We start from the raw sequence: 22,897 nt of genomic DNA on the forward strand, positions 1-22,897 counted from the left end.
ATTAAGCGTTCTCTTTCTTAATTAAGTTAAGCGCAGAACCTTCGTTATACCAATCAATTTGTGCTTGGTTATACGTGTGATTTAAAGCAATTGTATGTTTACTTCCGTCTGCATGTACCACCTCTAAATGTAATTGCTTGTTTGGTGCAAATTCATTTAAATCAATAAAGTTAAACGTGTCGTCTTCTTGAATTAAATCATAATCTGCTTCGTTAGCAAACGTTAAACCTAACATGCCTTGTTTTTTAAGGTTGGTTTCATGAATACGTGCAAACGACTTTACAATGACTGCGGCAACACCTAAGTGTCTCGGCTGCATTGCTGCATGTTCTCTAGAAGAGCCTTCACCATAGTTATGATCACCTACAACTATAGATTTTACACCTGCTTTTTTATAAGCTCGAGCCGTATCTGGCACTCCACCAAATTCTCCTGTTAATTGGTTTTTAACGAAGTTTGTTTTCTTTCCGAATGCGTTAACGGCACCTATCAATGTGTTATTAGCAATATTATCTAAATGTCCTCTAAAACGCAACCAAGGTCCAGCCATAGAAATATGATCGGTTGTACACTTTCCAAACGCCTTAATTAACAATTTAGCACCAGTTATGGTATCACCAAGTGGCACAAAAGCCTCTAATAATTGAATACGCTCAGATGTTGGATTCACAGAAACTTCAACTCCACTTCCGTCAGCCACTGGCTCTAAATAACCATTATCTTTTACATCGAAACCTTTAGGTGGTAATTCCCATCCTGTTGGTTCATCAAACATCACTTCTTCGCCATTTTCGTTGATTAATTTATCCTTCAAAGGATTAAAATCTAAACGGCCAGCAACTGCAATAGCTGCTGTTAATTCTGGTGATGCTACAAAGGCGTGTGTATTTGGATTTCCATCGGCACGCTTCGCAAAGTTTCTATTAAAAGAATGTACAATACTGTTTTTTGGTGCATTTTTAGGATCACTATATCTTGCCCATTGCCCAATACAAGGGCCACAAGCGTTTGTAAATATCTTAGCATCTAATTCCTCAAAAATTCCGAGAATACCATCGCGTTCAGCCGTATAACGTACTTGCTCAGAACCAGGATTAATGCCTAATTCCGATTTCATTTTTAAACCTTTATCTAAAGCTTGTTGGGCAATAGATGATGCTCTCGATAAATCTTCGTAAGATGAATTGGTACAAGAACCAATTAATCCCCATTCTACTTGCATTGGCCAACCGTTTGCTGTAGCCTTTTCAGTCATTTCAGCACCAACCGTTGTTGATAAATCTGGAGTAAAAGGACCGTTTAATAAAGGGCCTAATTCAGATAAGTTAATTTCAATAACCTGATCGAAGTACTGTTCTGGATTTGCATACACCTCTGCATCTGCAGTTAAATAAGGTCTAATTTTATTAGCTTCATCTGCAACATCAGCTCTATCTGTAGCACGTAAATAACGCTCCATAGAATCGTCGTAACCAAATGTTGAAGTGGTTGCTCCAATTTCAGCACCCATATTACAAATGGTACCTTTACCTGTACAAGACATTGATAGGGCTCCTGGCCCAAAATATTCTACAATGGCATCAGTTCCACCTTTTACGGTCAAAATTTCAGCTACTTTTAAAATGACATCTTTTGGCGCTGTCCAACCTGATAATTTTCCGGTTAATCTTACACCTATGAGTTTTGGAAATTTTAATTCCCAAGCCATACCTGCCATAACATCTACAGCATCTGCTCCACCTACTCCAATAGCAACCATTCCTAATCCACCAGCGTTAACGGTATGTGAATCTGTACCAATCATCATTCCACCAGGAAATGCATAATTTTCTAAGACGACTTGGTGAATAATACCTGCTCCTGGTTTCCAGAATCCGATACCATATTTATTAGATACTGATTCTAAGAAGTTAAAAACCTCACTACTGGTACTATTTGCATGTTTTAAATCTGTTGCAGCACCATCTTTAGCTTGTATTAGGTGATCACAATGGACCGTAGTTGGTACAGCCACTTTTGCCTTACCAGCTTGCATAAACTGTAATAAAGCCATTTGTGCTGTAGCATCTTGGCAAGCCACACGGTCTGGAGCAAAATCGACATAATCCTTTCCACGAGTGAATGGTTTTGTAGGTTTTCCGTCCCATAAGTGAGCGTATAATATTTTTTCTGAAAGTGTTAATGGTTTACCAACGACTTCTCTAGCAGCATCAACGCGCTCCGTCATGTTAGCGTAAACCTTTTTAATCATATCAATGTCAAAAGCCATATAGTATATTTAAGGTTGATAATTATTATTTAATAAGTGTCACAAATTTACAAATTATAAAGGGGATTTTAAAATCTGTAACGAAATTGGATTTTTATTGAAAATAAGTCACAATTCCTGAGTTCCACCTAGGATTAAGTAAGCAATTAACAAAAAAATGAGCATATAGATAATAATTTAACAATAAGTATTATTTAGAATAATTATGAATATGAATTTATGCAAGTCGCCTTTAATATCGATTTTAAAAATCTCATACTAGTGATCCATAGCTAAGCACCTCTTAAAATTTCATTTTTAAATTGCGGATAACAGAGCGGTTGGTTTTTGTAAGCTGGTTTGTTTGGGCATAAACGTCTCACCCTAGTTATTCATTTAGAATTTAATCCACAAAAAAAGCTCCTCTTTTCAGAGAAGCTTTGTATTTCTGGGTGGAAGACCGGGTTCGAACCGGCGACTTTTGGTACCACAAACCAACGCTCTAACCAACTGAGCTACAACCACCATTTTAAATTGGATTGCAAAGATATATTATTTGTTATTTCCTGCAAACTGTTTTTCACTTATTTTAAATCAAACAACGAATCTACGGCAGCACAACGTTCAACCGTATACCCTTCGGCATGCGCTACTCCAATTAATCTCCCTAAGTTACGTGCTCTGTAATCAATACTATCCGTAAAGTTTTTACTAGATATTGGTGTTTCAGGCTCATCACTGTTAGGATCAAAAAACTGTGTTTTGTAGGCTAAGACAGCTTCCATTTTTACATCCATAAAACCTGTGACGTCAACGGCTATATCTGGCTCTAAATCCTTCCATTGTATGTAATGATAAATGACTTTGGGTCTCCATGGGTGTTGTACGGAATTATCATCTTTATTAATCGTTTCAATTTTTATTAAGCCACTTAAAAAACAAGCATCACTAACTAGTTGACTGCCTTTACCATGATCGATATGTCGGTCGTCAACAGCATTACAGATCACAATTTCTGGACGATAATAACGAATCATTTTAATTAGTTCGAGCTGATGGACTTTATCATTTATAAAAAAACCATCTGCGAATCGCATATTAATTCGAGAATGTACTCCCAAAATTTTAGCCGCATTAAAAGCCTCTTCATCTCTAGTTTCAGCAGTGCCTCTTGTTCCTAATTCACCTCTCGTAAGGTCAATAATTCCTACTTTTTTACCTTTAGAAACTTCTTTTGCTAAGGTGGCACCACAACTTAATTCTACATCATCTGGATGTGCACCAATGGCTAATATATCTAATTTCATCTGTTTATATTTATTGTTTATTTATAAGTCAACCTGATAACTATCGGAACTGTTCGCTATTCATCATTTTTTCCAAATGATAACACTTATAATATGCTCGGTTTATCTGTCTAAATTCATTTTGTTAAAGTAGGACTAAACAGGTTCAACCCCCTTTTTTCGCTCTCCAATTGAAATTCATTAGGGCATTTCAATACATTTTACCTTCCCTTAAATGTCAAAAATATTAAAAAGAAGATAGATTGTCGCTTTCTTTTCAATCCGAAAACGGTTTCGTTTACATTAATACTTCTTTTTGGAGTAAAATTGTCTTCAAAATTGAAAAATTCGCAATAGTATAAAAGTATGACATTCGTCATAAATATTGCTTCTTAATGCCTTTACCTTTACATTATAATTAAAAAGAAGAACCACGATGAGCTTAATGATAGCCATATTAGTTATTACAATATTCTTATTTATTTGGGGAAAATTTACGCCAGATATTATTGCACTGATTTCCATGTTAAGCTTGTTCATTTTTGGAATATTAGATTTAACAGAAACGCTTAGCGGATTTAGCAATCCAACCGTTATTATGATTGCTGCGCTTTTTATCATTGGAGAAGGCTTATCTCAAACTGGCTGGACCGCTTTAGCTGGGGAAAAGTTTATTAAAATGGCTGGTAAAAGCAAAATAAAACTACTGTTAATCACCACACTAGGTTCTGGTTTACTCTCTGGAGTCGTCAGTAATACTGGTACTGTAGCGACTTTAATGCCTGTAACGATATCCTCTGCTTGGAGTATTGGCACCTTACCTTCTAAATTATTAATGCCAATGGCTTTTGGTTCTAATACTGGTGGTTTGTTGACCTTAACTGGTACACCTCCAAATATTATTGTTAACAACACCATATTAGAAAGTGGCTTAGAAGGGTTTTCATTTTTTGAATTCGGACTTATAGGCTTGCCATTATTAATTATCGCCCTACTCTATTTTCGTTTTGTGGGTTACCGATTATTACCAAACAACAAAACCAATAACAAGCCGGTCAATGTAAGTACCACACTTCACCAATGGATTGAAGCCTATAAAGTGGATGGTGATTATTACAGATTGAGAGTCCGTTCGGTATCTCCATTCTTAAACACTAAATTGGGTGATTGGCATCTTGAAAAAGAACATGGCATTACCATATTACGAATTAAGCGGAGACATCCTAGTATGCTAAAAGGCAACGATCCATTTATTGAATTACCAACGGATGATACTGAATTTTTGTACCATGACATTATAACGGTTAAAGGAGATACGGAAGCCATTAACGCCTTAATGATAAAATTTAGATTAGGACTTTTACCTCTAGAACCTATAGCTGATGAATTACGAAATAACCTCATCAACCAAGAGGTTGGGATGGCAGAAGTTTTAGTGACACCACAATCTGAACTCGTAGGTAAAAATTTAAAATCTAGTCATTTCTTTGAGCGTTTTAATGTGCAATTAATGGCTGCTTCGCGAAATGCAAGACCTTTACTAGAGCGCGAAATTTTAGTAAAAGCTGGTGATGCATTTTTAATTAGAGGAGAATGGAGTGCCATTGAAGATCTTAAAAATCATTATGAACATCTCGTCATTTGTGGTAGTCCTGAAGGCATGGCAAAAACAGTCACTAATCTTACCACAAGGTCTTATATTGCTTTAGCCGCTTTGGCATTAATGATTGTAATGCTTGTTTTTAAAATTGTACCAGGTGCCATTGCCGCATTGATTTCTGCTGGTATTATTTTAATTTCTGGTTGTGTTCCGATATCAAAAGCCTATAAAGGCATAAGCTGGATTAGCGTTGTGATGATTGCAGCCATGATACCGATGGGCATTGCATTACAGAAAACAGGCACAGCAGAATTAATTGCCAATGGATTAGTGGACACGCTTGGTAGCTTGCATCCTGTTGTGTTATTGGGTGGTGTGTTTTTACTTACCACAACGTTTAGTCAAGTCATTAATAACTCAGCCACTGCAGTACTCATGGCACCCATTGTCATTATTGCAGCCAACACCCTCCATATTTCTGCGGCTCCATTTATGATTGTGGTCGCCATTAGTGCTTCCACTGCATTTTTAACTCCTGTTGGTACAACCACCAATGCTATGGTTATGACCGCAGGTGGCTACAAATTTATAGATTATTTAAAAGTAGGTGCGCCATTGCTGCTGCTCTTCTTAATAACCTCATTAATATTAGTGCCATTGATATGGCCATTTTAACCCGAGAGTCGGATTAATTTTTTTAATAAATCATGGAAACATTAAAACAACGGATTATGAAAACGAGAGACCTCACAAAGTACGGACTAAAAGACACCAATGCACATTGGAATTTGTCACCAGAGAAACTACAAGCCATCACTATTGAAAAAGGGATGGGAAAAGAAACTGCAAATGGCACATTAGCCATTAATACAGGGAAATTTACAGGACGTTCACCACAAGATCGCTTTATTGTAAAAGACGATTATACGAAAGACAAAGTGTGGTGGGGAAAAACAAACAAAGCTATTTCTCCTGAAAACTTCGATTATTTACAATCAGAAATCGTCAATTATTTAAGCGGAAAAGAAATTTATGTCAGAGATGCTTTTGTATGTGCTGATCCTGAATACAAAACAAATGTTAGAACCGTGACCGAATATCCATGGTCTAATATGTTTACTTATAATATGTTTTTAAGATCGGACGAATCTGAATTAGAGAACTTCCAAGAAGATTGGTTAGTGCTTTGTGCTCCAGGTTACGAAGCTAAAGACCCTAAAGCCGTTGGTTTGCGTCAAGGAAATTTTTCACTACTTAATTTTACAAAGAAAGTTGCCTTAGTTGGTGGTTCTGCTTATACAGGTGAAATTAAAAAAGGAATTTTTTCGTCATTAAACTTTATTCTTCCTGTTGAAAAAGACGTTTTACCAATGCATTGTTCTGCAAATGTTGGTGAAGCTGGAGATACTGCCATTTTCTTTGGGTTATCTGGAACTGGAAAAACCACCTTATCTGCGGATCCCAATCGTAAATTAATTGGTGATGATGAGCATGGCTGGACAGCGGATAACAACATTTTTAATTTTGAAGGAGGTTGTTATGCTAAAGTCATTGATTTAACTGAAGACAAAGAACCCGATATTTTTCGAGCTATTAAACCAGGTGCCATCCTTGAAAATGTAGTTTTTAAAGCGAACGGAGAAGTTGATTATTTGGATAGCAGTATTACACAAAATACACGTGTGAGTTATCCTATTTATCATATTGATAATATTCAGAAACCTTCTTTTGCTGGTAACCCTACCAATATTTTCTTCTTAACGGCAGATGCTTTTGGTGTATTGCCACCAGTATCTAAATTAACTCCTGGCCAAGCCGCTTATCATTTTATATCAGGTTACACTGCTAAAGTTGCTGGTACAGAAGCTGGTATTACCGAACCTGTACCTTCGTTTTCGGCTTGTTTTGGCGAACCATTTATGCCTTTGCATCCAACAGTGTACGCTGAAATGTTAAGTAAAAAAATGCAAGATGCAGGTGTTAACGTTTGGCTCATAAACACAGGTTGGTCTGGTGGTCCTTATGGTGTTGGATCGCGTATTAAATTGAAATATACTAGAGCGATGATTACAGCAATTCTTGAAGGTAAGTTAGAAACTGTTGACTTTGAGCAACATCCTATATTTGGATTATTTATGCCAAAAGAATGTCCAAATGTGCCAACAGAATTATTAGACCCAATTAACACTTGGTTACAAAAAGGAGCCTATATCAGCAAATCGATTCAGCTTGCGCATTCATTTCATCTCAACTTTGAAAAGTTTTCAAGTGAAGCATCAGAACACATTATTGAAGGAGGTCCATTAATTGACGAACATCATCAATTACATGATCATATTTAATAGTTCCATGACTGAAAAGAGCTCAGAAATGGGCTCTTTTTTATTTAACCGCATTTTCGATATGAAAATATTCAACATCTTATGGGTCCTTATTCTATTTCAAACTACAGCCGTAGCACAAAATCCTTCTGAAGATTTCTTGGGTTCATGGTACACTTATGGAAGTAACCATCGCTTCAGTGAACGCATCAGTGTAACTCCTTATGCCGAACTGCGTTTTTACGAACCATCTTCTAACTATAACTTGTTATTTTTATCTCTAAGAGGTAATTATCATATCAATTCAAAATCCACATTCGGCTTGGGCTATGCCTACTTAGATATTGATACTGTTTTTGAATTTGATGATGTGCCACATGTTATTGAGCATCGTATTTTAGAACAATACACTTACAAACACACTTTTAGTAAACTCAACATTAATCATCGTGCACGTTTAGAACTTCGGTTTTTAGAATTTAGTAACAGAAACGAGCTTCAAAATAGATTTAGATACCGTCTAGGCTTAAGTTACAAGCTTAACAATACCTTTTTCTTGGCACTTACCGAAGAAGGGTTCGTTAATTTTCAAGATCAGGTATTTCATGAAAACAGATTCTACGTTGGTATTGGTGCCCATCTTATAAAAAATGTACAGATCAGCGCTGGCTATTTAAAGCAACATATTAGAAAAAACAACCTCAACAGAATCATGGTTGGTCTTAATTTTAAAACCGATCATAGAAAAACTAAGCTAAAGCCGTAATCGCTTGATGAATATCTTCTTTTAAATCTTTCGTGTTTTCAATACCAACAGAAAACCGAATGAGCTGATCGCTAATACCAATGGCATCGCGCTCCTCTTGCGTTAACAAGGCATGTGATGTTAAATGCGGAGACAGCAAGGTGCTCTCCACTCCTGCCAAACTCATGGAAGATTTTATCAGTTTTAATTGTTTTTGAAATTCTTGAGAATTTAAATCCTCTGTCAATTCAAAAGATAACATGGCGCCAAAACCTTTCATCTGTGATTTTGCTAATTGGTGCTCTGGGTGCGACTTTAATCCTGGATAGTAGACTTTCGAAATTTTTGGGTGCTTATCTAACCATTTTGCGAGTTTCATGGCATTTTTAGTTTGCGCTTTAACACGCAGTCCTAAAGTTTTCATGCTACGTTCTAACATCCAAACCGTCATATCGCTTAAGCTGCCTCCTAAGTTTTTTCCAACATTCCAAATACGTTCAATATGTTCTGATGAACTTGCTACCGCTCCTGCACAAATATCACTATGACCACCAAAATATTTTGTTGCGGAATGCATCACCATATCGATACCTAAATCTAAAGGTTTTTGGTTTACAGGCGAGGCAAATGTGTTATCAATGGACGTAAAAATTCCTTTAGACTTGCCAAGTGCCGCAATAGCTTTAATATCTGTGACAGTTAATAAAGGATTTGAAGGAGTTTCAATATGAATCAACTTTGTATTATCTTTTATAGCAGCTTCAAAATCTTCTGCTTGATAGCCATTAGTAAATGTAAAGTCTATGCCATACTTCGGAAACTCTTCCTTTATAAAATTAACAGTGCCTCCGTACAACGTATTTTGAACCACTAAATGATCTCCTTGTTTTAAAAAAGCCAAAAACATGGTACTTATAGCAGCCATGCCAGACCCAAAAATCATTGCTGCTTCCGAGTGTTCTAAAGCTGCAATTTTCTTCGTTAAATAGTCTTGATTTGGAGTATTAAAATAACGTGGATAACGTTTTACATCAACATCCAAAAATTCATAAGATGAACTTAAAAACATTGGTGACACAGCTCCTTTAAATTGTGTATCAGGCACTTCACCAATATGAGAACAAATAGTATTTAACCCTAATTTTTTCTTTGACATTTCGTTTTTTATTTAAAGACTAAAGCTAAGGAAAATGATATTAATAACAGTCGTAACTCACCACAAAAACGTTCTGGTTTACAAAAATTATACATCGTCCTAAAATTTACAACCTAGATATCCTAGATTACATATAAGAATCCACTACATTCGTTGTTAGAATAAATAATAACTTAGCAGCTCAAAACAATTCTTCGATTGACACTATTTAAACAAGCGTTCAACGAATAAATAATGTTCTGTATAGAATTTATAAGCTTTAGTTAAAAACATTGCTTTATTTTACACTTCTAAAGACTCAAATAATGATAATTTTAGGCCTAAATTACTACTTTCATGATTCTTCTGCTTGTATTGTAAAAGATGGAATTCTTATTGCAGCCATTGAAGAAGAACGCTTAAATAGAGATAAGCACACTCAAGCTTTTCCAGAGCTTGCTGCGAAACGTTGTTTGGATATTGCTGGATTAACATTTGCCGATGTTGACCACATTGCGGTATCTATAAAACCAACCACCAACTGGTTTAATAAACTCACCTTTTTATTAAAACGACCAAAACTGTTTATGCCTTTTTTTGGGCATCATGTGGTGAACGCTTATGCCAAACAACGTCGGTTTAAAATATGGTATAATAAAATTTGGAAAACAAATGGTCCTGAAGTTCATTTTATTGAGCACCACTTAACGCATGTCGCAGGCTCATTTTTTGTATCGCCTTATAAAAAAGCAGCCTTACTTGGTATTGATGGCTCTGGTGAATGGGCAACCACGTGGTTAGGCTATGGAGAAAATAATACGATAAAAAAACTTAGTGAAAGTTTCTTTCCACATTCCTTAGGTTCATTTTATGAAACGGTAACACAGTTTTGCGGATTTAAGCCCAACTATGACGAGGGCAAAACCATGGGACTTGCTCCTATGGGAGACCATACTGTCTATAAAGACGAAGTTGACAAAATGATTAATGTTGATGACAAGGGCAGATTAAAAGTAGACTTATCGTATTTTAATTATCAATATTTAACTAAAGAATCGTATTCTAAAAAGTTTGTGGCGCTTTTTGGTGAGCCGAGATCTAAAGATGGAGAATTTAAGGATAATCATGTGAATCTTGCTGCTGCATTTCAACATGTTTTAGAAAATAAAGTACTTGAAATGTGTCGTTTTCTGCATAACGAAACCAAGGCCGATTATCTCGTTATAGCAGGTGGTGTTTCGTTAAATAGCGTGATGAATGGCAGAATAGTAAGAGAAACTCCTTTTAAAGATGTTTATGTGATGCCTGCTGCTGGTGATAATGGTACCTCAATTGGTGCTGCTTATTATTTGTATAATGGCTTGCTAAAAAATAATAGAACGTTTGAACACAATGACCCTTATGTCGGAACCGCATACACCAACGACGACATTAAACAAGCCATCGAAGGTGCTAAATTAAAGGCAACTTATGTAGAGGATGCCTCAGAAACGGCAGCTGTACTATTAGAAAAGGGAAAAATTATTGGTTGGTTTCAAGGTGCCATGGAAATTGGGCCTAGAGCACTTGGAAATCGAAGCATACTTGCCAATCCGTCTTTTCCTGATATGAAACGAAAAATTAATTCTGAAGTAAAACATAGAGAAGCTTACAGACCGTTTGCGCCTTCAGCATTAGTGGAATCATACAAAACTTATTTCGATCTTGAAGTAGAAGCACCTTTCATGCTTAAAGTTTGTAATGTGTTAAAGGACAAACAAAATATTCTTCCTTCTATTACGCATGTTGATGGTACTGCACGCCTTCAAACGGTAAGAAAAGAAATCAATCCGACCTATCATAGTTTAATTAAAAAACTTGGAGATAAAACGGGAGTTCCAGTGGTTTTAAATACCAGTTTCAATATTCAAGGTGAACCTGTTGTAGAATCGCCTAAAGATGCTTTACGCTGTTTTTATTCTACTGGTTTAGATGCTTTAGTGATTGGAAATTATGTGCTTGAAAAATAATTGGAGTCCGCTAATTGTTTATCATCAACTTACTTAATTCACATACAACAAAAGACAGCAATGTGTTACCTTTAACAAAATCGCATTCGATCTAGTTAAAAAAGCGTAACATAGAACACGCTAATTAGTTACTTTTTATTTAAATAATACATCACTATAACGTGTGGAATTGTAATTGCTGATAGAAACGCAAAGAACAACACAATAAAGCGAATTTGAAATACGACCGAAATGTAATAGACTATCGCTAAACCAATAATTGAAATTGCCCAATTTAAAAGTGATGACTTTAAATATTTTAAAAAATTGGTTTTAGTAACACTTCCATAGAGCGCTTGCGTCTGATCCTTTAATGAAGGTAATGAATGCCAAATAATAAAGTATATAGCAAATGCCCAAAGCAAAGTGGCCAGCTGAAAGACGAGTGCAAACAGAAGAATTAAAAAAAGTTCTTCAAAAACATTGTATTCTTTTTTAAAATTTTCACGATTCAAAGCATAGAATAAAATAGTTATTGTAGCTCCAAGAATAGCTAAGACCAGAAAATGCATTCTTAACAGTGATAGACCAGCTAATTCAAAAATTATTTCCAAAGTGGCTTCACTATTAAAATAAAAGAGCATACCAAAAATTAAAGCACCGTAACCAAAAAACAATACGTTATTGACTGCTGATTTGTGCTCTAGTTTATCATAAAAATGTTGTTCACCAAAATGGTAACAACTGAAAGCTATAAAAATAAGGAGCGCAACTGGTGGAAATTTAAAAAACACAAAGCAGGTAAAAGCAATTAAAGCTAAATAGACCAGAAGATATGTGTTGGTTGCTTTTTTTGAGTTTTTAGTTAGTAAACCAATTAACGAGATGTCATTTGCTCCATGGACAATGCCGATGGTTAAAATTAAGATATAAGCCAAATAAATTTCAAAATCCGAATCTATTTGAATGGTGAACCAAAGTATGAATACGGTTAAAATTAAGCTTGAAATTGTCGATCTCATAATACAAACATACATTTTTTTTGTTTTGTTTATTTTTTTTGTGAAAATTTTAAACAATTATTGTTTAAAGTTTTATACATTTACCTAAACAAAAAAACTTTATGATATGAATTTACTAACTAGCTTAACTGTAGAAATTGGAAAAATGGCTACAGATGATTACGTTGGCTTCACATTCTTTGTAGGATGTATGGCTATGATGGCTGCCGCAGCCTTTTTCTTTCTATCAATGAATAGTTTTGATAGAAAATGGAGAACTTCTATTTTAGTTTCTGGACTTATTACCTTTATTGCTGCTGTGCATTATTGGTACATGAGAGATTATTGGGCAACATTTGCTGACTCACCTACCTTCTTTAGATATGTAGATTGGGTATTAACTGTGCCTTTAATGTGTGTTGAATTTTACTTAATACTTAAAGTTGCTGGTGCGAAGAAATCTTTGATGTGGAAATTGATTTTCCTATCTGTAGTAATGCTTGTAACAGGTTACTTTGGTGAAGCCGTTTACAGAGATCAGGCTTGGTTATGGGGCTTAATTTCAGGATTAGCTTATTTCGCTATTGTCTACATCATTTGGTTCGGTGAAGCTAAGAAACTTGCTGAAAAAGCAGGTGGTGCTTTCTTAACCGCTCACAAAACCTTATGTTGGTTTGTACTCGTTGGATGGGCTATCTATCCTTTGGGCTACATGGCAGGAACACCAGGTTGGTATGAAGGTTGGTTTAGTGGATTAAACATGGATGTTATTTATAACATCGGTGATGCCGTCAACAAAATCGGATTCGGTTTAGTGGTATATGGATTAGCGGTTAGTGCTACTTCAGCATCTGAAGCATAATATTTAAGTACACAATTTAAAACCTCTTTTAGCGTTTAGTTAAAAGAGGTTTTTTTATACCATATAATGTAATAAAGATAAAACGAAGAGGCTTGTCCATAAAAACGTACGCATCCAATTTTTGCTTACTAATTTATAACACACATTTTCAACTGGTTTATTGTTATCAATACTTTGATGCAAAGGCACAAAAATAGAGAATGTGAGTAACCATAATGCTGCAATGATGATGGCACTTACTAGGGTGAACCAGTTCTGAACCGTCCAAAGTTGCATAGCAGCTAAAACCAACTGACTAATCATTAAGGGTAGTACAATAACCGTCACTCTGGCCGTATAACTTCGATGCCATTTGTACAAATTGGTATCAGTATAATACCCAAAACTTGGATAAATAACCAACTGCACAGCCCAAATAAGTACTACAAATCCAAAATCTATTAATAAACGTATTAAATCTAAAGTCATTTTAATCTCATTTTCTTACAGCCCAAGCCCACCATATCAGTAAGGGATGTACTAATAATAAACGAACCCAAGCAATCCAAGGTGCTACACAAAATGCACTATCCACACAAGATCCTATTTGTATAAAATAAACATGTGATGGTATAAATACAATTAATAACACAATGATACCTTTTACAGCTAAAAGACGTGTTTTAGGTATTGCGACACCAATAGCTAAGACGATTTCTAAAAAGCCGCTGATATAGTTTACAGCTTGAGGATATGGTAAATAATCTGGTATTAAATCTAAATAAAATTCAGGATTTATAAAGTGATAACTTCCTGCAAAAGCATAAAAACCAATAAGTAAAAATCGAAGAAACTTAATCAAGAGAGTTTCCATTTATAATCGGTATGTACTTTCTTCAAAATTAAAAAGAATGGAATCCACCAAATAAAGTCGTTGGTTAATAAGGTGTAGATAAATTCAAAAGGCACATCACCTTTAACATAATTGAATATAAAACCAAGTGGGCCAAAAATTTTGCCTAAAAAACCTACAGCAACAATTGGCCAATGCTTCATGGGATTGTAAGATGCCCACCAATAGCCTAAACCGTAAACACCAATAACCATTCCCATACCTTGCCAAACCATAGGATGATTTAATGGCTCCATACCTACAAGGTTAAAAAAATGATTTGGAAATAATACCACCCAAGCTCCCCAAAGTATGTTATAAATTGCGGCTAATTTTAGAGTCATCTGCACGTTTTGCTTCTTTAAAAATTAGAATATTAAAATAAAGTGTGTTTAGTCGTTTTTTCCCATTCTATTATAAGCTCTTATCATTAAAAATGCCCATAAAACAACTAAGGTTATTACAACAACGGAAAACCATAAAACAATTTCATCTGCGACCATGATCTACAAGTTTTAAATAGATCATTATACCTAATAATGTTGGTGCCCAAAGGCCTACAAAAATACCATGCAATTTATCTCCAGTAAGAAATAAAAACTCTGCAACAATAATTATAGCTGCACACAACGCTAACATAAGCAGATTTGCAGTTCCTAATTTTTTGAAGTAATTCATCTAAAAGTTAATTAATGTCTGAAAATTAATAAAAATAGTAATGCAGTGGTTTAAATAATGTAGGAAATTAACCGCTATTTGTAATGTGTCTTATAGTTTCTGTAAGAGAAAAACCCTAAAACAGCAATGATAACACAGGTCATAGCAATAAATTGGAAACTTACAATTTGATCTCCACTAGCATAGGCATGTAAACCAGATAAATAGAAATTAACTCCAAAATAGGTCATTAAGATACTTCCAAAGGCTATCACTGACATTAAGTTGTAAATCCAACGACTTCTTAAACCTGGTACTAAACGCATGTGAATGACAAAAGCATAAATCATAATACTAATTAAAGCCCAAGTCTCTTTAGGATCCCAGCCCCAATATCTTCCCCAACTTTCGTTGGCCCACATACCACCAAGAAAGTTACCTATGGTTAACATCACTAAGCCAACCGTTAGTGCCATTTCATTGATAATCGTTAACTCTTTAATATTAATGAGCATGCGCTCTTTGTTCTCTTTGTTGGTGAGAATCATTAATAACAAGGCAACGACACCCAAAATCATCCCAATGGCAAAAGGACCGTAACTTGCTACAATAACAGAAACATGAATCATTAACCAATAGCCTTGCAATACAGGTTCTAGATTACCAATGGCAGGATCCATCCAATTCCAATGGGCAACCATTAAAATCATAGAACACACAAATGCCGAAGCGGCAAAGGTTAAATCACTCTTTCTACCAAATAGCAAACCAAATAACATTACTGACCAAGCCACATAAATCATAGATTCATAAGCATCACTCCAAGGTGCGTGTCCAGAAAGGTACCAACGCATTATTAAACCACCAGTGTGTAAAATAAATAGCCCAATAAGAATAACTTTAAATACCGTAACAGAAACTTTAAGCCATTGACTATTAAATTTAAAAATCTGAACAATTAAAAGAATAAACAGCAAGGTACCTGCATACATATACCAACTGAACAAGCGTTTAAAAATATCGTAATCGTTGTATAGTATTTCAGCCTTTATCTTTTCGTCAGACAACATCACTTCTTTTCCGTAACGCTGTTGTGTTTTCTTAATCCCTTCGAGTAAATCTTCTGCTTTAGAATAATCACCATTTTGTTTGGCATTATTAAGGGTCACTAAGTAAGCGACAAAGCCATTATTTATAAAATTGCCATAAAGCGTATCTTCAATTTTTTCTCTTAAACCTTCGTCTCTAAATTCTTTAGAAGAGATCCATCGATTATTTTCATCACCAGGAATTGGAAAAATTTTAATATTACGACCTTCAATAGCATCAGATAACAAACTTAATCGATTGTAAGTCTCTTTAATTTCTTTTTGAAAACCCGTTGGCACTTGCGCTTTAAAGGATTCCTCAACATAAGGCCCCAATTTGTTTCTACCGTTTTCAGTAAAGAAATCGAGTAAGCTGACGTGTTTTTGAGAATAATCGACACCAATAATCGTTCTAATAGAATCTCCTTTTCTTGGTTTTAGATAAATGATTGGTACATTATACCAAAGCATCGGACTTTCTTGAATGGATAGAAAAATTTGATCTGCATTGAACTCTTCATACACATCACTCTTACTAATTTTACGCAACATTTCTGAAGCATACGTGTGCATTGGCATCATACGACCACTGTAATCCTGAATCACCATTTCAGAAAACTTTGCAGCATGCTCCTCTGGCGTAATGTGTACCCTAAGAATGGAATCTATTTGTGCTTTCGCTGGTCGTTCTGAACGCTGATGATCTCCATCTGAATGCGATTGTGAAAATCCTGAAAAACCAATTAAAAGCAAGATCATCGTCATTAATTTCGCTTTCTTTTTCTTTATTTTTTCGAGTTGACTTCGGATAGCATCAAAACGGGTATTTTTAGCAAAGAGAATTACCATTAAGCCAAAATATAACAATAAATAGCCTGCGTAAGTGATATACGTTCCCCAAAAATCATGATTCACAGAAAGAATAGTGCCTTTTTCATCTGGATCAAAACTCGCTTGAAAGAAACGATAGCCTTTGTGATCTAAGACATTATTCATGAAAATTCTATAATCAAAATCACCTTTTTCTTGATCTATGATGGTCACTTTACTTTCATAAGAAGAATACGCCTTATCTGTGCCAGGATATTTTTCCGCAATAAAATCATTCAGCTTAATTTCAAAAGGTAATTTTAATAATTTAGGTCCATATTGTAAGGCAACTTCTAAGCCACCTACCTTAACTTCTTCTAACGGATTATAAGTGCCTTTGCCTCCTAAAAGACCAAGTTCTTTAGTTTCACCATTGGCTGACACCACTAAAATCAGTCCATCAGCATCTGTTTTTAATATCTCTGGTTTTTTAACAATACCAAAGTCTCCTCTTACAATAGGTTTTGGCAATACAATTTGCATTCCACCAAGAGAGTACAAAGACCTTAATATAAGCGGCTGTAAACTATCTTTAATAACTTTACCTGTGGCTTGTGTTGCCATAGTCATGTATTGTCCTTCGTAAGGCGAATTGATAAAAAGACCGTCTTCAGTTTCTTGAATATTTATGGCACCTTCTTGAAACTTATTTAAAGAGACCAAAATGTTATGAAGGTTTGCTGTTTTACCATCTTCTAAAAAGTGGTTATGTGGCACGCCATCGCCTTGCTCAACAATTTTTAAGTAACGTTTGCCTGTATCGTTTGGAATGACATCCTTTTCCGCACCTGGTATAAATTCTTTAACTTGAATACGAACATTATCTTCGCCATAATCGAACGTTTCATCAAAATCATTATCTAAACGTGATGAAAAATCAACAACCTCCTCAATTCTGCGCTGCTGTAGTTGACCGTTCACCTCATAATCACCAATGATACGACCACTGATATATGTTTTTTGAGAGAAAAACTCGCTTTCCGTATCACCTTCTCTAATAGGCATCATACCTTCATAACCAATATAGCGCGTTACAAAGGCTCCTAAAAGAATAAAAATGAATGATAAATGCAACACTAAAGTGGCCCATTTTTCCTTTTTATGTAGACGGAATCTGAAAATATTTCCTACAAAATTGATGATAAAAAATACCATGATGGCTTCAAACCACCAAGCATTATAAATGAAAGTCCTCGTGTATGGTGTTGGAGAGGTATCCATGTTCCTGTCTAAAATAGTACCTACTGCCATGGCGACAGCAAAGGCTATAAATAAAAATGCAGTCAGTTTTGTAGAGAACAGGAAATTAGCGATTTTCTTTTGCATAGCTATAGGCTTTTTTAAGCTGGTGCAAAGATAAGGCTTTTTGCTCGTTTAGGTATGGCATTTTGAGCATCAAAAGGTGTTAAACTTTTGAGAAATTTTTAACGATTAGAATTGGCCTGAAGCATTTTATTCTGTTCTTCCATAAGCGCTTTTAAATCCGACAATAGCTGAATATCCTTAGGCGTCACAACCGTTTTATCTTGAGTGTCTTGTGCCCTATTTCGTAATCGATTCATAAATTTCACAATTATAAACACTGAAAATCCGATAATCAAAAAATCTAAAAACACTTCTGAAAGTTTGCCATAAGCTATAGCCACTTCACTGGTTGTTATTGCACCAGAAGCATCACTAATAGCATCTCGTAATACCAATTTTTTATCACTAAAATTAACACCATCTGTGAGTAACGATAATGGTGGCAAAATGACTTGCTTCGCCAAAACATCAATCACTTTATTGAAGGATGCACCAATAATAATCCCAATGGCCATATCCATCATATTCCCTTTTACGGCAAATTCTTTAAATTCTTTAAGTAGTTTCATGTGTTTTTGGTTTCTTGATTTTTTATTGCGACAAATATAATTATCAAAACCACTTTTCAATAGGTCGTGATACTATTTTAATGGTTTTATTAATGCCATTAATCCAAATATGGGTCCTAAGGCCAACACCATAAAAATCAAACTTGAATGATAAGTTAAACTCAAAAAACTGAGTAACTGTATACTAATTATGGTTATAGCAAAACCGATACAATTGACGATGGTTAGAGCTGTTCCTTTTATTTCAGGTTCAGCATTTTCAGCAACCAGAGATGAAAACAAAGGGGAATCTGCAATAACTACCATTCCCCAAAATAAAAGAAAGCCAATGACTAAAACTGACGAATTATGAGACAATATTACTGGCGACAATAAACAACATAAACCTGATAAACTCAACACGATAACAGCCACACGTTTTGCACCAAAATATTCTGAAAGATAACCACTTAAAACACAAGCCAACCCACCAATAGCAATGATTAAAAAACTAAATAACGACACGTTAGAAGTCGTATTATTTTCTAAAACATAATATTTTAAAATTACAGGAACAAAAGCCCAAAAGGCATACAGTTCCCACATATGACCAAAATAACCAAATGCAGCAGCTCTAAATTTGCTGTTCTTAAAAATATTAAAAAACGCTGTGAATTTTAAACGTGAACTTCGGTTTCTGTAAGGGCCATCAGGTACTAATACCAACATCAATAAACCGCCTAAAAATGCAATTAATGACGTGACATGAATGATATTTAACCAAGACACATCGTAAGATAAACCATTGAGCAAATGCGGAAATGCAGTCCCTAAAACTAAAGCGCCAACTAAGAACCCTAAAGATTTACCTAAGCCTTTTTTATAGTAATCTGCCGCTATTTTCATACCAATAGGATAAATACCAGCTAAGAAAAAGCCAGTAAAATACCGTAAAACGATAATACTTATTAACGCATTTGAACTTAGAATAATCCCCAAATTAAATAGCGCAGCGATGAGTGCACTTACAAAAAACACTCGAGATGGTGAGAAACGATCTGCAATAGTTAAAGCAGAAAACACAAGAGTTCCTGAAATAAAACCAAATTGAATTGCTGATGTTACATAGCCTAATGCTGATGGACTCAGATTAAATTCAATAACTAAATCATCAATAATTCCATTTCCTGCAAACCATAAGGAGGTGCAGCAAAATTGTGAAATCACAATAATCGGTAAGATGAATTTAGAGGAATGCTTCATTGCGATTTTCAAACGTCTATTTTAAATCTGATGTACGTGCTTCAAAAATCTTTAAATACAGAAAGGTTCCCATTTTGCGTGCACGTCGTTTGGCATTTTCGGCATAATCGCCTTCAAACAATTCGTCTATAGTTTGAAACCACAGATTGAGCCACAAACCAAAATGCAATTCTGTAATACTATTATTATTTGCCGCATCTACTTTGGTATGTGCTTCTAACGGATTGCCATGATATTTGGTTTTAAGAAACAAACTCGATTCCCAAAACGTCGTCAAGTGGTCTAAATGCGCATCCCAATCTTTTATAGTATCATTAAAAAAAGGCCCTAAAACGTCATCTTTTCTCACTTTTTCGTAAAACTTGGATACCAATTGAAAAATATCTGCTCTGGTTTTAATGTCTTCTTTGTTCATTGGTACTTTGATTATGGTTGTTTGTTTCTTTATCATACTGCAGATATGATATTTACAAAGGCACATTTATAAATGTAATTATTTTTTTATTTCTGAATATATGTGATCCGTAATAAAACATTTTATTATAAATCGCATTTTATGCTATCAACCAGTGTGTTATTCATAAACTTAGACAAATTTTTGTTTATTTAATGTTTGCCACTCTTTTCTTTTTGATTGTTATTTTTAGCATTGCCTGTCCCGTTAGGGACAATATATCGGTAAAAACTATTTACGTATTTTTTCTTTTGTGCCTTTAGGTACAACATATGCTTTGGTCGCTTATTCAGACATCAAAAAACAGATTTTAAAATATAACGCTCATCATAATCAACATCAAAATCTTTCAACAGCTTTACATATTCATCTTGAAACTTTATTTTTTTATGATGCGCTTCTTGATTACTTATATAATGGATAATTCTAGGCACCTCAGATTTTGAATATGAAAACGCACCATAACCAGATTGCCATGAAAATTTACCGTTAACAAATCCCTTGTCATTTATCCATTTTGATGAATGTTGTTTAACTTGTTTCATTAATTCAGACAACGACTGGGTTGGTCGCATTCCGAAAAGGATATGAATATGGTCTGGCATTCCATTTATTTGCAACACCTTGTGATTATTATTTTGAATGATACCTGTAATGTATTGATATAATTCGTCTTTCCAAATGCGACTTATTAAAGATTGTCTATTCTGAACTGCAAAAACAACTTGGATGTGTATTTGGGTGTATGTGTTTGGCATGTTTTTGAAATTATATGGCGTACCTAAAGGCACGCTTGATTCATCTTTTGAAAAATTTTGCTACCGATATATTGTCCCTAACGGGACATTTTATTGAAAAATTCATATCCATTGTTTTTACCGATATATTGTCACTAACAAAACATTTTTTTGAAAATTTATATCCATTGTTTTACCGATATATTGTCCTTAACGAAACCCTTTTTTAAAAATTTATATCCATTGTTTTACCGATATATTGTCCCTAACGAAACCCCTTTTTGAAAATTTATATCCATTGTTTTCAACGATATATTGTCCCTAACGAAACCCCTTTTTGAAAATTTATATCCATTGTTTTACCGATATATTGTCCCTAACGAAACATTTTTTTGAAAAATTCATATCCATTATTTTACCGATATATTGTACCTAACAGGACATTTTTTAAATGTGATTTTTAGGTTCACATCTATACAGACGTGTTTTCCTTAAAAGAACATATTCATATAGTTACCCAAAGTTATCCTTTTAATCCAATTCTCATGAGTCTAACATAAGAAATCTTAGTATTTTTACAGCATGATATCAGTTGTTTTACTTGGTGCTGGCAATGTGGCCATACATCTTTATAAAGCGTTTTCAAATTCTGAAAACATTACCATAACCCAATGGTATAATCGCACGCGCGCTTCTATTTCTTCTTATGCCAATGACGTTGAAATCACAGACAATTTAGACGACTTAAAAGAAGCCGATATCTATATCATGGCTGTTAGTGACGATAGTATTGAGCAACTTTCTAAAGATTTACCATTTACAAACCGTATTGTAGCACATACCTCTGGTAGTGTGTCTATGCACGATTTAGACAAAAAAAATAAAATTGCTGTTTTTTATCCGCTACAAACCTTCTCTAAAGATGCTGATATTGATTTTACAGAAGTACCGATTTGTGTAGAAACTTACGAAAAAGAAAACCTTCAGTTATTGAAAAATTTAGCAAAAGCTGTTGGTTGTAAACCTCATAAAATTACGACGGAACAGCGCCAAACACTTCATTTAGCTGCTGTATTTGTTAATAATTTCACCAATCAACTTTACAGAATTGGTCATGAAATTTGCGAGACTAAAAACATAGAATTCGAAATTTTGCAGCCCTTGATTCAAGAGACGGCTCGGAAAATTAAAAATATGTCACCATATATGGCACAAACAGGTCCTGCAAAACGCAATGACAAAAAAACCATAAAACGCCAATTAAAATTGATGGAAAAAGAAGAACATCAATCTATTTACAAACTATTGACGGCTTCTATTAAGAGAACGCATAATGTGTCTTCTTACAGGCCGAAATCAACAAAAAACTAATTAATGAGCGACGATAAAAGTTACAAAGAATATTTAGCAGACATCACCACTTTTATTTTTGACATTGATGGTGTATTAACCGATGGCACCATCTTAGTAACCACAGATGGCGAAATGCTGCGTACCATGAATGTTAAAGATGGATTTGCCCTAAAAACAGCCATTGATGCCGGATTTAACCTCTGTATCATTTCTGGTGGTTCTAATGAAGGCGTCAGAAAACGTTTGGCAGGATTAGGCATCAACACTATTTTCCTCAATGCGCATAATAAAATTGAACAACTCAACACCTATTTAAATAGCCACAATATTTCAAAATCTGAAGTGTTATATATGGGTGACGACATTCCAGATTATCCGGTAATGGAATTAGTGGGCTTGCCATGTTGTCCGCAAGATGCCGTTCCCGAAATTAAGAGTATTTCAAAATACATTTCGCATAAAAATGGTGGAAAAGGTGCCGTAAGAGACGTCATTGAACAAGTCTTAAAGGTACAAGGCAAATGGAATGGAAATTTTAATGCTAAATACGATTAATTCAAACTTA

Annotated in this window: 20 protein-coding genes and 1 tRNA gene; 7 read left to right on the forward strand and 14 right to left on the reverse strand. The window is 34.8% G+C overall.

Annotated features, from left to right (window positions below; all coding sequences use genetic code 11):
- Nucleotide 1 precedes the first annotated feature (1 nt).
- The 3 genes from AB8B52_RS04920 to bshB1 all read right to left on the reverse strand — a co-directional run bounded on the left by AB8B52_RS04920 (nt 2) and on the right by bshB1 (nt 3,555).
- Nucleotides 2–2,269 carry an aconitate hydratase gene (locus tag AB8B52_RS04920; RefSeq protein WP_406025812.1) on the reverse strand — a complete coding sequence of 756 codons (2,268 nt, stop codon included), beginning with the start codon at nt 2,267–2,269 and terminating at the stop codon, nt 2–4.
- Nucleotides 2,270–2,698: 429 nt separating this feature from the next.
- A tRNA-His gene (locus AB8B52_RS04925) sits at nt 2,699–2,774 on the reverse strand.
- Between the two features lie 58 nt (nt 2,775–2,832).
- Nucleotides 2,833–3,555, reverse strand: a complete 723-nt coding sequence (gene bshB1 / locus AB8B52_RS04930; protein ID WP_406025814.1) for a bacillithiol biosynthesis deacetylase BshB1 — start codon at nt 3,553–3,555, stop codon at nt 2,833–2,835.
- A gap of 415 nt (nt 3,556–3,970) precedes the next feature.
- Here bshB1 and AB8B52_RS04935 point away from each other — a divergent pair, with 415 nt between their 5' ends.
- From AB8B52_RS04935 to AB8B52_RS04945, 3 genes are read left to right on the forward strand one after another with little or no spacing between them, the layout of a single operon-like run.
- Complete coding sequence (locus AB8B52_RS04935) at nt 3,971–5,809, forward strand: SLC13 family permease (protein WP_406025816.1); 1,839 nt, start codon at nt 3,971–3,973, stop codon at nt 5,807–5,809.
- Nucleotides 5,810–5,865: 56 nt separating this feature from the next.
- Nucleotides 5,866–7,476, forward strand: a complete 1,611-nt coding sequence (pckA, locus tag AB8B52_RS04940; RefSeq protein WP_406025818.1) for a phosphoenolpyruvate carboxykinase (ATP) — start codon at nt 5,866–5,868, stop codon at nt 7,474–7,476.
- Between the two features lie 7 nt (nt 7,477–7,483).
- The gene (locus tag AB8B52_RS04945) at nt 7,484–8,221 is read left to right on the forward strand and encodes a DUF2490 domain-containing protein (RefSeq protein WP_406025820.1); all 738 of its coding nucleotides are present in this window, start codon (nt 7,484–7,486) and stop codon (nt 8,219–8,221) included.
- Here the strand turns inward: AB8B52_RS04945 and AB8B52_RS04950 are convergent.
- On the reverse strand, nt 8,205–9,356 hold the full coding sequence (locus AB8B52_RS04950) for a trans-sulfuration enzyme family protein (RefSeq protein WP_406025822.1): 1,152 nt from the start codon (nt 9,354–9,356) through the stop codon (nt 8,205–8,207). The two genes, AB8B52_RS04945 and AB8B52_RS04950, sit on opposite strands and share 17 nt — an antisense overlap.
- A 305-nt stretch (nt 9,357–9,661) precedes the next feature.
- Between AB8B52_RS04950 and AB8B52_RS04955 the strand changes: the two genes are divergently transcribed.
- Nucleotides 9,662–11,344, forward strand: coding sequence for a carbamoyltransferase (locus AB8B52_RS04955; protein ID WP_406025824.1), 1,683 nt, complete (start codon nt 9,662–9,664; stop codon nt 11,342–11,344).
- A gap of 128 nt (nt 11,345–11,472) precedes the next feature.
- On the opposite strand, the gene AB8B52_RS04960 is transcribed toward AB8B52_RS04955, so the two are convergent.
- Nucleotides 11,473–12,345: a Brp/Blh family beta-carotene 15,15'-dioxygenase gene (locus tag AB8B52_RS04960; protein WP_406025826.1), complete on the reverse strand. Its 873-nt coding sequence runs from the start codon at nt 12,343–12,345 to the stop codon at nt 11,473–11,475.
- Nucleotides 12,346–12,451: 106 nt separating this feature from the next.
- Between AB8B52_RS04960 and AB8B52_RS04965 the strand changes: the two genes are divergently transcribed.
- The gene (locus AB8B52_RS04965) at nt 12,452–13,186 is read left to right on the forward strand and encodes a bacteriorhodopsin-like (RefSeq protein WP_406025828.1); all 735 of its coding nucleotides are present in this window, start codon (nt 12,452–12,454) and stop codon (nt 13,184–13,186) included.
- 54 nt (nt 13,187–13,240) lie between these two features.
- Here the strand turns inward: AB8B52_RS04965 and AB8B52_RS04970 are convergent, their stop codons facing one another.
- The 9 genes from AB8B52_RS04970 to tnpA all read right to left on the reverse strand — a co-directional run bounded on the left by AB8B52_RS04970 (nt 13,241) and on the right by tnpA (nt 21,000).
- Nucleotides 13,241–13,654: a hypothetical protein gene (locus AB8B52_RS04970; protein WP_406025829.1), complete on the reverse strand. Its 414-nt coding sequence runs from the start codon at nt 13,652–13,654 to the stop codon at nt 13,241–13,243.
- Nucleotides 13,655–13,661: 7 nt separating this feature from the next.
- Complete coding sequence (locus AB8B52_RS04975) at nt 13,662–14,039, reverse strand: DoxX family protein (RefSeq protein ID WP_406025831.1); 378 nt, start codon at nt 14,037–14,039, stop codon at nt 13,662–13,664.
- Nucleotides 14,024–14,401 (reverse strand): alkyl hydroperoxide reductase, encoded by a 378-nt coding sequence (locus AB8B52_RS04980; protein ID WP_406025833.1) that lies wholly within the window; start codon nt 14,399–14,401, stop codon nt 14,024–14,026. Before AB8B52_RS04980 ends, AB8B52_RS04975 begins: the two co-directional genes overlap by 16 nt.
- Before the next feature lie 145 nt (nt 14,402–14,546).
- Nucleotides 14,547–14,735, reverse strand: coding sequence for a hypothetical protein (locus AB8B52_RS04985; protein ID WP_406025835.1), 189 nt, complete (start codon nt 14,733–14,735; stop codon nt 14,547–14,549).
- Between the two features lie 74 nt (nt 14,736–14,809).
- The gene (ccsA, locus tag AB8B52_RS04990) at nt 14,810–17,998 is read right to left on the reverse strand and encodes a cytochrome c biogenesis protein CcsA (protein WP_406025837.1); all 3,189 of its coding nucleotides are present in this window, start codon (nt 17,996–17,998) and stop codon (nt 14,810–14,812) included.
- A gap of 98 nt (nt 17,999–18,096) precedes the next feature.
- Nucleotides 18,097–18,546: a large conductance mechanosensitive channel protein MscL gene (gene mscL, locus AB8B52_RS04995; protein WP_406025839.1), complete on the reverse strand. Its 450-nt coding sequence runs from the start codon at nt 18,544–18,546 to the stop codon at nt 18,097–18,099.
- Between the two features lie 72 nt (nt 18,547–18,618).
- Nucleotides 18,619–19,788, reverse strand: coding sequence for a nitrate/nitrite transporter (locus AB8B52_RS05000; RefSeq protein ID WP_406025841.1), 1,170 nt, complete (start codon nt 19,786–19,788; stop codon nt 18,619–18,621).
- Nucleotides 19,789–19,804: 16 nt separating this feature from the next.
- On the reverse strand, nt 19,805–20,203 hold the full coding sequence (locus AB8B52_RS05005; protein ID WP_406025863.1) for a group III truncated hemoglobin: 399 nt from the start codon (nt 20,201–20,203) through the stop codon (nt 19,805–19,807).
- Nucleotides 20,204–20,538: 335 nt separating this feature from the next.
- Entirely contained in the window at nt 20,539–21,000 is a 462-nt protein-coding gene (gene tnpA / locus AB8B52_RS05010) for an IS200/IS605 family transposase (RefSeq protein WP_406025843.1), read from the reverse strand.
- Between the two features lie 561 nt (nt 21,001–21,561).
- Here tnpA and AB8B52_RS05015 point away from each other — a divergent pair.
- Nucleotides 21,562–22,350: a Rossmann-like and DUF2520 domain-containing protein gene (locus tag AB8B52_RS05015; RefSeq protein ID WP_406025845.1), complete on the forward strand. Its 789-nt coding sequence runs from the start codon at nt 21,562–21,564 to the stop codon at nt 22,348–22,350.
- A 3-nt stretch (nt 22,351–22,353) separates the two neighbouring features.
- A complete protein-coding gene (locus tag AB8B52_RS05020) occupies nt 22,354–22,887 on the forward strand; it encodes a KdsC family phosphatase (RefSeq protein ID WP_406025847.1) in 534 nt (177 codons plus the stop codon).
- Nucleotides 22,888–22,897 lie beyond the last annotated feature (10 nt).

The organism is Winogradskyella sp., assembly GCF_045105575.1.
Taxonomy (GTDB): domain Bacteria; phylum Bacteroidota; class Bacteroidia; order Flavobacteriales; family Flavobacteriaceae; genus Winogradskyella.